At 65.2% G+C, this 11794-nt stretch carries 6 protein-coding genes and 1 pseudogene; 3 read left to right on the forward strand and 4 right to left on the reverse strand.

What is annotated here, in order from left to right:
- Window positions 1-382 precede the first annotated feature (382 nt).
- Window positions 383-5860, forward strand: a complete 5478-nt coding sequence (locus tag J1M87_RS10805) for a carboxyl transferase domain-containing protein (RefSeq protein WP_206489524.1) — start codon at window positions 383-385, stop codon at window positions 5858-5860.
- Window positions 5861-5998: 138 nt separating this feature from the next.
- On the opposite strand, the gene J1M87_RS10810 is transcribed toward J1M87_RS10805, so the two are convergent.
- From J1M87_RS10810 to J1M87_RS10825, 4 genes are all read right to left on the reverse strand, one after another.
- On the reverse strand, window positions 5999-6214 hold the full coding sequence (locus tag J1M87_RS10810; protein ID WP_206489525.1) for a hypothetical protein: 216 nt from the start codon (window positions 6212-6214) through the stop codon (window positions 5999-6001).
- 95 nt (window positions 6215-6309) lie between these two features.
- Window positions 6310-7185: a pseudouridine synthase gene (locus J1M87_RS10815; protein WP_206489527.1), complete on the reverse strand. Its 876-nt coding sequence runs from the start codon at window positions 7183-7185 to the stop codon at window positions 6310-6312.
- Between the two features lie 2 nt (window positions 7186-7187).
- Complete coding sequence (locus J1M87_RS10820; protein ID WP_206489528.1) at window positions 7188-8030, reverse strand: rhodanese-related sulfurtransferase; 843 nt, start codon at window positions 8028-8030, stop codon at window positions 7188-7190.
- Window positions 8031-8051: 21 nt separating this feature from the next.
- Window positions 8052-9701, reverse strand: a complete 1650-nt coding sequence (locus tag J1M87_RS10825) for an alkaline phosphatase (RefSeq protein WP_206489529.1) — start codon at window positions 9699-9701, stop codon at window positions 8052-8054.
- Window positions 9702-9824: 123 nt separating this feature from the next.
- Here J1M87_RS10825 and J1M87_RS10830 point away from each other — a divergent pair, with 123 nt between their 5' ends.
- Complete coding sequence (locus J1M87_RS10830) at window positions 9825-11297, forward strand: cryptochrome/photolyase family protein (protein WP_206489531.1); 1473 nt, start codon at window positions 9825-9827, stop codon at window positions 11295-11297.
- A gap of 277 nt (window positions 11298-11574) precedes the next feature.
- Window positions 11575-11794 (forward strand): annotated as a pseudogene (locus J1M87_RS10835) (HNH endonuclease); the annotation flags it as partial.

Below are 11794 nucleotides of genomic sequence, written 5' to 3' on the forward strand. Positions count from 1 at the left end.
AGTCCTCGATCGAGACGTACCCGCCGGTAATGTACTCGCCGGTAGGAACAGGGGTTACAGAATCGCCAATTGCCCCTTACGACAACGCTACTCGTGAGTACGTACGCGAAGGGGCCGCGCGATCGCCATAGAAACAAATCGAAATGCATTGTCACAGATAATATTTCACCAGTTGGTGATCAATCACACTCACGCCGAACGCTGTTGGCGGTGCGCAGGGCCGTAATACCGTTAGAATAGGGCGATCGGAGTGCTGCATGGGCGCAGGCATCACGCCTGCGAAACGACCCGATAGCCGAGAATTGGACATGCCCGGCACCAATACACGTTCCATCGAGAGCGCACCGACACGGTGCGCCCACACCGAGCGAAGAGAGATACGTTGTTCAAGCGGATTGCAGTAGTCAACCGAGGCGAGGCAGCAGTACGGCTGATCCGAGCCGTCCGAGAACTCAACGCCGAACACGATTACGGCATCCGAACCGTAGCGCTGCACACCGAGGCCGAGAAGCGGGCCATGTTCGTCCGCCAGGCCGACGAAGCCGTCACATTGGCCAAGCCCGCCACCGGCTCGGCCTACCTCGACTACGACGTCCTCGAGGCGGCGCTGGTGGAGTCCGGTGCCGACGCGGTATGGGTCGGCTGGGGCTTCGTCGCCGAGGATCCCGCGTTCGCGGACCTGGTCGCTCGATTGAACATCACCTTCATCGGCCCGTCGGCCGACGCGATGCGTCTGCTGGGAGACAAGGTCGAGGCCAAGATCCTCGCCGAGAAGGTCGGCGTCCCCGTCGCACCGTGGTCCGGCGGACCGGTCGAGACTCGCGCCGACGCCCGCCGTCACGCCGCAGCCATCGGCTACCCGCTGATCATCAAGGCCCGCTCCGGTGGTGGTGGCCGCGGTATCCGCAAGGTCTACCACGAGGACGAACTCGAACTCGCCCTCGAACGCACCCAGGGTGAGGCCGAGCGCTCGTTCGGCGACCCCGTCGTCTTCCTCGAACGGCTCGTCACCGATGCCCGTCACGTCGAGGTCCAGGTCATCGCCGACAGCCACGGCAACGTCTGGGCTCCGGGCGTGCGCGACTGCTCCATCCAGCGCCGCAACCAGAAGGTCATCGAAGAGTCCAGCTCGCCGCTGCTGACCAAGGAACAGTCCGACCATCTGCGCACCGCCTCCGCCGAGCTCGTCAAGGCCGCCGGCTACCAGGGCGCAGGAACCGTCGAGTACCTGTACCAGCCCGAGCAGAAGATCTTCACCTTCCTCGAGGTCAACACCCGCCTGCAGGTCGAGCACCCCATCACCGAATACACCACCGGCATCGACCTGGTGAAGCTGCAGATCCTCGTCGCCGACGGCCAGGCACTACCCGGCGACTGCCCGCCCGAGTTCGGTCACGCCGTCGAGGCCCGCCTCAACGCCGAGGACGCCGACAACGGGTTCGCACCGGCACCCGGAACGGTCGAGCTGCTCAAGTTCCCGCTCGGCACCGGCATCCGCGTCGACACCGGCATCGCCCAGGGCGATGTCATCCCACCCGACTACGACTCGATGGTCGCCAAGGTCATCGCCTGGGGCCGCGACCGCAGCGAAGCTTTGGCTCGCTTGCGCAACGCCCTGCGGGAGACCACCGTCGTCATCGACGGCGGCACCACCACCAAGTCCTTCCTCCTCAGCCTGCTCGACCGCGAGGAAGTCATCTCCGCCTCCGCCGACACCGGCTGGCTCGACCGCACCGAAGCCGGGTCACAGACCGGGCCGACGGCCGTCGCGGACATCGCCATCATCGCCGCCGCCATCGACGCCTACGACGCCGAGGAAGGCCGCGAACGCGCAGCATTCCTCAGCTCCGCTCGCGGTGGTCGTCCCCGCGCCACCCACGCCATCGGCCGCACCGTCGAACTGAACTACCAGGGCCAGGCCTACCGGCTCGAGGTCGGACAGACCGGAACACACCGCTACACCATCGACGGCGACGGCATCGGCGAGTTGCAGGTCGACCTCGAACGCCTCGGCACCTACGAGAGCCGACTGATCATCGGCGACCGCCGCTACCAGGTCGTCACCGTCGCCGGACCCGCCCACTTCCTCGTCGAGGTCGACGGCATCAGCCACCAGATCTCCCAGGACGAGGCAGGACTGGTCCGAGCACCTGCCCCCGCCGTCGTCGTCGCCGTTCCCGTGGCCATCGGCGACGAGGTCGAAGCAGGACAGACCCTCGTCGTCCTCGAATCGATGAAGATGGAAACCGCCGTCCGCTCCCCGTACGCGGGCACCGTGCGCGAGGTACTGGCCTCGGTCAACGGACAGGTCGACGCCGGAGCAGCCCTGCTACGTGTCGATCAGGCCGGTGAACAGAAGGTCTCCGAGCAGGCACCGCGCGTGCAGTTCCGCGGAATCGACGACGCCGCGCAACGCTCCCCGCAGCGCCGCGCCCTGGACCGACTCGACGAACTCGCCGCCCTCATCACCGGCTTCGACGTCAGCGGTGCACGCGCCCGAAATCTGTTGTCCACCTACGAAACTCTGCGCGCCGAGGTGCCACGCAACGATGCGGACCTCGTCTCCGCCGAGCTGTCACTGCTGGGCACCTTCGCCGATATCTGCGAGCTCTCCCGCAACCGTCCCACGATGGACGAGGAGAGCACCGACGAGCGCGTGCACTCCCCGCGTGAGCATCTGCACTCGTTCATGCAGTCCCTCGACGCAGACGTGCAGGGCCTCCCGGAATCGTTCCGCGGCAAGCTCACCCGCGCCTTGGCGCACTACGACGCCGCCATCGACGAGGGCCGCACCCCCGAACTCGAAGAGGCCGTCTACCGCGTCTTCCTCGCCCTGCAGCGCATGGAGAACCAGGTTCCGGTCATCGCCGCCCTGCTCGGCCACTGGCTCAGCGACAGCTCGGCACAACCCGATGCCACCCCGGCCATGGCCGAGGTACTCGAACGACTCATCGGAGCCACCCAGGCCCGCTACCCCGTCATCGGCGACGTCGCCCGCAACCTGCGCTTCCGACTGTTCGACGAACCACAGATCCGTACCGCACGGGAGAAGATCTACGACGGCGTTCGCGGCAGCCTGCAGTACCTCGCCGAAAACCCCGACGCAGCCGACTACTCGGCCCGTGTCGCCGCTCTGGTCGCCACCCCGGAACCGCTGATCGAGCTTCTGGCACAACGAATCACCGATCCAGGTGCGCTGCTCGAGGTGATCACCCGCCAGTACTACGAGATTCGCACCCTCGAGGACGTCAAGGCCTTCGACCGCGACGGCAAGCACTTCGTCACCGGCAACTTCGAGCTGTCGGGCGAGCGGCTACACCTGGTCTCGACTGCGACCGACTTCGCTTCTCTGCCCGCGACTCTGGACTCGGTCGACAACATCGCGGGCCCCTCCCCCGAGCATCTCGCCGTCGACCTCTACCTGTCCTGGCCGGACGCCCCGACCGACGCCGATGATCTCTCGGCCCAGTTGCAGGCAGTGCTGGCTGCGCACCCCGGTACCGGCCGCTGGCGCCGCGTCACGGTGACGGCGTTCGGCTCGGTCACCCGCAAGATGACCTACCGTCGCACCAGTGTCGAGGGCTCCGAGCCGCTCGCCGAGGACACGATCATCCGGGACATGCACCCGCTGACCGGTCAGCGACTGGACCTGTGGCGACTGAAGAACTTCGATGGCGTTCGCCTGCCCGCCAGTGCCGGTACGTACCTGTTCCACCTGACATCGAAGGCCAACCCCTCCGACGAGCGTCTCGTCGCCCTGGCCGAGATCCGCGGTGTCACAACGCAGTTGGACGAGGCCGGCAACATCGTCGCGGTACCGGAGATCGAACGGACCGTCGCGGCCTGCCTCGACGGCATCCGCCGCGCTCAGGCCGGACGCGGCAAGAAGCGCCTCGACGCCAACCGCGTCGTGCTCTACGTCTGGCCGGTACTCAACGTGCCCGCCGACCGGATCGCCACCATCGCCCGCCACATCGCGCCGCTGACCATCGGGGCGGGCCTCGAAGAGATCACCCTCATCGCCCGTCTGGCCGAAACACCGGGCGAGACACCGCGCGAGGTCGCGTTGCGCCTGTCCTACCGATCCGGTGCAGGCATCGTCGCCAAGATCACCCCGCCGCCGACCGAGCCGATGCGTCCGCTCGACGAGTACACCCAGAAGGTCCAGCGGTCCCAAGCCCGCGGCACCGTGTACCCGTACGAGCTGATCCCGTTGCTCAGCAGCAACGGCGGCACGTTCACCGAGTACGACTTCGACGCCGACGGCGTCCTCGCACCGGTCGATCGTCCCTACGGTCGCAACTCCGCAGGTGTCATCGTCGGAGTCGCAACGACGCCGACCGCCAAGTACCCCGAGGGCATCACCCGCGTCGCACTGTTCGGTGACCCGACCAAGGCCCTGGGTACCGTCGCCGAGGCCGAGTGCTCGCGGATCGTCGCGGCCATCGACCTCGCCGAACAACTCGGCGCACCCGTCGAATGGTTCGCATTGTCCTCCGGCGCAACGATTTCCATGGATTCGGGCACCGAGAACATGGACTGGGTCTCACGCGGCCTGCGTCGGATCATCACCTTCACCCAGGCAGGCGGCGAGATCAACATCGTCGTCGCAGGCATCAACGTCGGCGCGCAGCCGTACTGGAACGCCGAAGCCACCATGCTCACCCACACCAAGGGCATCCTGGTGATGACCCCAGACAGTGCGATGGTGCTCACCGGAAAGCAGTCCCTGGACTACTCCGGCGGCGTCTCGGCCGAGGACAACTTCGGTATCGGCGGCTACGACCGCGTCATGGGCCCCAACGGCCAGGCGCAGTACTGGGCACCGAACCTGCGCGCGGCGTGCGACATCCTGTTCGCACACTACGACCACGCGTATGCCGCACCGGGAGAACGCTTCCCGCGCCGCGCCGCCACCTCCGACCCGACCGAGCGCGACGTGCGTACCTACCCGCACGTGCACCCGTCGAGCGACTTCACCACCGTCGGCGACATCTTCTCCTCGGTCACCAACCCGGACCGCAAGAAGCCCTTCGACATTCGCACCGTGATGCGCGCCGTAGTGGACCAGGATCACTCGGTGCTCGAGCGGTGGGCCGACATGGCCGACGCCGACACCTCCGTGGTGTTCGACGCCCACCTCGCCGGAATCCCGGTCTCGGTGATCGGTATCGAATCGCGGGCCATCCCCCGCAAGGGCTGGTTCCCCTCCGACGGCCCCGATCAGTGGACCTCGGGCACCCTGTTCCCGAACTCGTCGAAGAAGACCGCTCGCGCCATCAACGCCGCCAGCGGAAGCCGGCCGATCGTGGTGCTGGCCAACCTCTCCGGCTTCGACGGTTCGCCGGAATCGCTACGCAACATCCAGCTCGAATACGGCGCCGAAATCGGCCGCGCCATCGTCAACTTCGACGGACCGGTCGTGTTCTGTGTCGTCTCGCGCTACCACGGCGGCGCGTTCGTGGTGTTCTCCGGAGCACTCAACGACAACATGGAGGTCCTTGCAGTGGAGGGCTCCTTCGCCTCCGTGCTCGGCGGTGCCCCGGCCGCAGCAGTGGTGTTCACCCGCGACGTCAACGCCCGCACCGCAGCCGACTCCGAGGTCAAGGAACTCGAAGCCAGGCTGAACGCAGCCGAGGACGACGCCACCCGCTCGGCACTACGGGTCGAACTGGCCACCGTGCGAGCAAACGCACGCAACGCCAAACTGGGTGAAGTGGCCGCCGAATTCGAGGCCATCCACAACATCCAGCGAGCCCAGAGCGTCGGATCGGTGCACCACATCGTCCCCGCCGCCGAACTACGCCCACAGCTCGTCGCCGCCATCGAACGAGGAATGGCGCGCTCGCAGGCGAAGTAGGGCTCTAGTTCTTCAGGGCTTCGGGCTCGACGCAGACGCGCGCGCGTTTGCTGGATGCTCGCGGAATGGTTACCTGTTCCGCGAGCGTCCGGCGAATGCGCGCGCGTTCGTCGGTTCGGGGGTTCGGCTCAGGCCGCGTTACCAGTAGGTCACGTCTGTGGCCACGACACCGGTGCATTGACCGGTGAAGATCGTCACCGCGCAGGCCTCCCAAAGCCGGCCCAGCATCTCGAAACCACCCAACGCGCCGCTAGCGCTACCGGTGCTTGCACTTCCGGTATCGGCCACAGCGACTGCCGGCGACGCGATGGCGATAGCGGCAGCTCCCAACACAACAGCAATGCGACGCTTCACGCTGTTCTCCTCTTTTCCTCCATCGGACATGGTTCGCTCGACGCTAATCTGGCGTCCGAATCGTCACAATCGTCCGAACGAACGATGGCCGGCCGTCAGAGCTCGAGGGTTCGGGCACTGACGAACCGCCGCGGTTCACCGGTCAGCGGGTCGGTGAAGTTCAGAGCCCGGGCGAGTAGCTGCAACGGCCGTGCGAAATCGTCAGCCGGAACCGATGTGTACACCGGATAGTACGGGTCGCCGACGATGGGAATCCCCAACGACGACAGATGGATTCGGAGCTGATGAGTCTTTCCCGTCCTCGGGAAGAGTCGATACCGAGCGAGGGTGCCGAGTGTATCGATCAGTTCGATCCGGGTCTCACTGTTCGGCTCCCCTGGCTCCTCGTACGCAGTCATCACGCCGTGTTCCTTCTGAATTCTGCTACGCACGATGCGCGGAAACTCCAGCGTTGCATCGAATCCCGCGATCGCCTGGTATTCCTTGGTGACGCTGCGCGAGGAGAAGAGTTCCTGGTACGGCCGTCGGGCATGCTTGGTCTTGGTGAAGAGCAACACCCCCGCGGTGGCACGATCGAGTCGGTGCGCGGGCGTGAGATCGGCGCAATCGAACTGCTTGCGCAACCGCACCAGCGCGGTTTCGGTGACGTGCCGACCACGTGGGATGGTGGCGAGAAAATGCGGCTTGTCGACCACCAGGAGATCCTCGTCCTCGTGCAGGATGCCGATCTCGAACGGAACCGGAACCTCCTGCGCTGGAACGCGATAGAAGTACACCTGGCTGCCGGGACGGTACCGGGAATCCAGGGTTATGGGCCGAGATTTCTCGTTCACCAGTTCGGCGTCGCGGATGGCGCGACGCCAATCGTCCTCCGGCATCTCACGCTCGAGATACTCGACGATGGTTCTGGCCGAATCTCCATGCGGCAACAGCAGTCTCAGCGGAGCGAGACCGTCCCGGAAAGGCAGCATCCTCAGGCGCAGTCGAGACAGATCAACCGCAGACCACGGCCGGCATCGCCGTCGAAATCCTGGTACCGGGACGTCGGGTTACCGCACGCACTGCAGCGACCGATGACGGCGGTGTGGTCGGAGAAGTTCTGTGCCATCCGCTTGTCGAAAACGAACAGCGAACCCTCCCACAGCGCGTCGTCACCGAAAGTCTCTGCGTACCGAACGATTCCGCCGTCGAGCTGATACACCTCCTCGAACCCGCGGGCCACCATCAAGGAAGAGAGCACCTCGCACCGCACTCCCCCGGTGCAGTACGTGACCACCGGCGACTGCTTCAGATGGTCGTAGGCACCGGAATCGAGCTGGGAGACGAAGTCCCTCGTCGTCTCGACATCCGGCACCACGGCGTTCTTGAACCTGCCGATCTGTGCCTCGAACGCGTTGCGGCCGTCGAAGAAAACGACATCGTCGCCGCGGGAATCGACGAGCTCGTGCACCTGCTCCGGACTCAGATGGGTGCCACCGCCCACCACCCCGTCGGCGTCGACCTTCAATTCACCGGGTGCGCCGAACGTGACGATCTCCTCGCGGACTCGCACGCTCAAACGCGGAAAATCGTTGCCGAGTCCCTCGGACCACTTGATATCGGCCGCCTTGAAGGCCGGATAACTTCGAGTGCCGCGCACATAGCGCTTGACGTCGTCGACATCACCGCCCACCGTCGCGTTGATGCCGTGTTCGGAGACGAGGATGCGTCCGGTCAGATTGTTCGACGCGGCCAGCGTCTGCTGCCACAGCCGGATCGCTTCGGGATCGGGCAGCGGAGTGAAGACGTAGAACAGGACGATTTTCGGTACAGCCACGTCGACCAGTATGGCGCGTTATCAGGCAGGCGGCACCGCCGCCCGGACGCGCTGAGTACCCGAGTCGACGGTGAAGCCCGCTCCCCAATACACCCCGGTCTGCGGATCCTCCTTGGCAGTGAGGAACCAGTGGTCCATCCGAGCAGCCGACTTGGTGACCTCGAAGATGCCGAAACCGTGACTGTCGAGGTCCACGAACTTCACATGGTGGTTGAGCGCCTTGAAGGCTTCCTCGGCGACGCGTCCCAGCGTATGCGGCGGGGTATGCGTCAGATCATCGACGTTTGCGGAGCTCACAGACGTGACGACCAGTTCGGTGGCAGCGGGTTCGGTGGTCGCGTAGTGCGCTGCGTCGAGGGGTACCTCACACGCCCACGCCGAGTGGATGTCGCCGGTGATGAACACCGTGTTGTCCACGCCGGCATCGACGATCGCGCTGAGCAGCTTGCGGCGGTCGGCCGTGTATCCGTCCCACGGATCGGCGTTGTAGGGCAGGCCGCCCTCCGGGATGCCGAGGAGCGAGGTGACGGCCTTCGCTGCGTCTCGATCGAGCGGTGGGATCAGAGTCGCCGTGATCATCACCGGGTTGCCGACGATCTTCCATTGCGTCGGCGAGGACACGATGCCATCGGTGAGCCACTGCATCTGCTCGGCACCGGTGATCGTGCGGTTCGGAGAATCGACCTCGGGCCCGTTGAACGGCAAGACCTGCTGCGAGCGGTAGGTACGCAGATCCAGCATCGAGAGCTCGAGCAGATTGCCGAACCGAAGCCTGCGGTACAGGTGGCGATTGGTCGCGGTGCCGGCCGCGCGGACCGGCATCCACTCGTAGTACGCCTTCTCCGAATTGGCTTTGCGGGTGTACCAATCGCCCTCGGTGGCCGGGGTGTGGTTCTCGGCGCCCCCGTCGTAGGCGTCGTTGGCCGACTCGTGGTCGTCCCACGTGCAGATCCACGGCACGCCGACGTGCGCGGCCTGCAGATCGGGATCGGACTTGTATTGCCCGTGACGCTGACGGTAATCGGCGAGCGTGACGATCTCGTGGGTGGGCGAATGTACCCGAACGACGCCGTTGCGCCCCGGAAACCCGCCCGTCTCGTACTCGTAGATGTAGTCACCGAGGTGGACGATGGCGTCCAGGTCTCCCCTGGCGGCAAGGTGGCGGTAGGCACCGAAATACCCCGACTCCCAGTTGGAGCACGAGACGACACCGAAGCGCATCGCGTCGATATCGGCATCGTTGGCCGGAGCGGTGTGCGTTGTCCCGACAGCCGAAGACGCGTCGCTCGTGCGGAAATCGTAGAAGTACGTGGTGCCTGCGCTGAGGCCGTCGACGTCGACCTTGACGGTGTGATCGGTATCGGGTCCGGTGGAGACGGTTCCGGAGGAGACGACATCGCTCATATCCGCGCTGCGGGCGATCCGCCACGTCACCGAAACCTGCGGGCCGACGCCGGAGCCCGGGGTGGCGTCGGGCGTGGGGGTGATGCGGGTCCACAGGATGATCGCGTCGGGCAACGGATCTCCCGAGGCCACCCCGTGCAGAAAGCCTCGATCGCTACTCTGCGCGTGTGCGGTCGCCGGCAGTGTCGTGGCGACTCCGGCCACTGCGACGGCCACCGACGAGGAGCGAAGAAACGTTCTTCTGGAAAGCGCAGACTCAGCATGCATGCGGTCAGTCCATTCGATCAGCGTGAGAAGGTCAACCCCTCGTGCGCCTTTTGCGTACACATAGGTACGCAAAAGGCGCACGACCGGGGTTTGCCGCAGCGGAGCCGGGAGAACACTGAGTCCATGGACGCACTGTGGTTGTTCGGCGATCAGCTCGGTCCGCACTTTCACTCGGTGGACGAGCACGCCGAGCGGGAGGTGCTGATGATCGAGTCCCGGCGCGTCTTTCGACGTCGGCGTTACCACCGGCAGAAACTGCATCTGGTGTTGTCGGGGATGCGGCATCTGGCCGACGAGATCGGTGATCGCGTCACCTATCTGCAGACCGAGACGTACCGGGAAGGGTTGCGGCAGTTCGGCAAACCCGTGGTGGTGTTCGAGCCGACCTCACACGCGGCCGAGAAGTTCGTCGCCGCCTTGCACGAGGAGGGACTGGTCTCGGAGATTCTTCCGACGCCGATGTTCGCGCTCCCTCGGGCAGAGTTCGCCGAATGGGCGGCCGAGCGTGGCACTTTCCGGATGGAAACGTTCTACCGTGAGCAGCGCAAGACATTCGGTGTACTGATGGACGGTTCCGAACCGGTCTCGGGAAAGTGGAACCTCGACGCCGAGAACCAGTCGCCGCCTCCGAAGGGACGCCTGACCCTGGGTGTCGAGGAACCGTGGTGGCCGACCGAGGACGCCATCGACGAGCAGGTACGCGCCGACCTCGACGTCTGGGACCTCGACACCGTCGGAGTCGACGGGCCACGAAAGTTCGCGGTGACGGCGGCCGAGGCGTCGGATGCGTTGGTGCACTTCGTGAACTATCGCCTGGACGACTTCGGCAAATACGAGGACGCGGTGATGGCCGACGACTGGACGATGTCTCACTCCTTGCTGTCGGTGCCGCTGAACCTCGGCCTGCTGCACCCGCTTGACGTGGCGCACGCCGCCGAGGACGCCCACCGCGGCGGCACCCCGCTGGCAAGTGTCGAGGGTTTCATTCGGCAGATCCTCGGCTGGCGCGAATACGTGTGGCATCTGTACTGGCATCTGGGGCCGGAGTATCTCGAACGCAACACGCTCGACGCCCATGAGCCCCTTCCGGAGTGGTTGACAGAGTTGGATGGCGACGCCGTGGTGGCGAAATGCCTGTCCAGCACCGTCGACGGCGTGCGTGATCGCGGGTGGGTACACCACATTCCTCGACTGATGATTCTGGGAAACTTTGCGCTACAACATGCTTGGGACCCGAGAGCATTGACCGACTGGTTTGCAACGGCTTTCGTCGACGGGTTTGCCTGGGTGATGCCGGTGAACGTGATCGGCATGAGTCAGCACGCGGACGGCGGAGTGATCGCCACCAAGCCCTACGCCTCGGGCGGGGCCTACCTGAACCGCATGACCGACTACTGCGGCACATGCGAGTTCAATCCGAAGAAGCGACTGGGCGACGATGCCTGCCCGTTCACCGCCGGCTACTGGGCCTTCGTGCATCGGCATAGACAGCTTCTGGCCGCCAACCACCGCACAGCGCGGCAGGTGTCGTCGATGAACCGGTTGAGTGACCTCGAGCAGGTGTTGGAACAGGAACGGCAGCGCGAGGTGTACTGACGAGCCTCGGCACAGTCGAGCACGGCCGGACCCTGTCGAGTGGTCCTCGTCGAGATCGACTGCGCGAGGTGCACCACATCTGAGGAGTCGCTGCCACCAGGACCGACCGAGTTCCACGGTGCCTGCCGCATCCGCCCGGCTCATTGTGATTTCCGGGTGCGCGCGACGTATACCACGAGCTTCCGACAGGTTTGCGTATCCGAATACTTAAGCAGGGCAATAGTTTTCGATTTGACGATCATTGTGTATCGAACACTAGTTCGATACAGTTTGGGTCATGACGACCGAGATCTGGCAACTGAGCGAGGATCAACTCCTCGCCGACGCCGCCGCGGTCTCCCACCAGATCCAGTTGTTGGAGGCCCGCCGCATCGCTCTCGTCGCCGAGATCGACACCCGCGTCACCCGCGAGAAACTCGGCTTCCCCGGACCCGCCGGCTGGCTCACCTCCACCACCCTGCTCACGCCAGGCAAAGCCAACAAAATTCTCGCCCTCG

It is taken from the genome of Rhodococcus sp. KRD162 (genome assembly GCF_017168335.1).
In the GTDB taxonomy this organism is placed as follows: Bacteria; Actinomycetota; Actinomycetes; order Mycobacteriales; family Mycobacteriaceae; genus Rhodococcoides.

Bases quoted from the DNA above. Each gene is read 5' to 3' on its own strand.
- J1M87_RS10815 (WP_206489527.1), bottom strand. From the start codon at position 7,185: ATGCTGCCTTTCCGGGACGGTCTCGCTCCGCTGAGACTGCTGTTGCCG.
- J1M87_RS10825 (WP_206489529.1), bottom strand. From the start codon at position 9,701: ATGCATGCTGAGTCTGCGCTTTCCAGAAGAACGTTTCTTCGCTCCTCG.
- J1M87_RS10830 (WP_206489531.1), top strand. From the start codon at position 9,825: ATGGACGCACTGTGGTTGTTCGGCGATCAGCTCGGTCCGCACTTTCAC.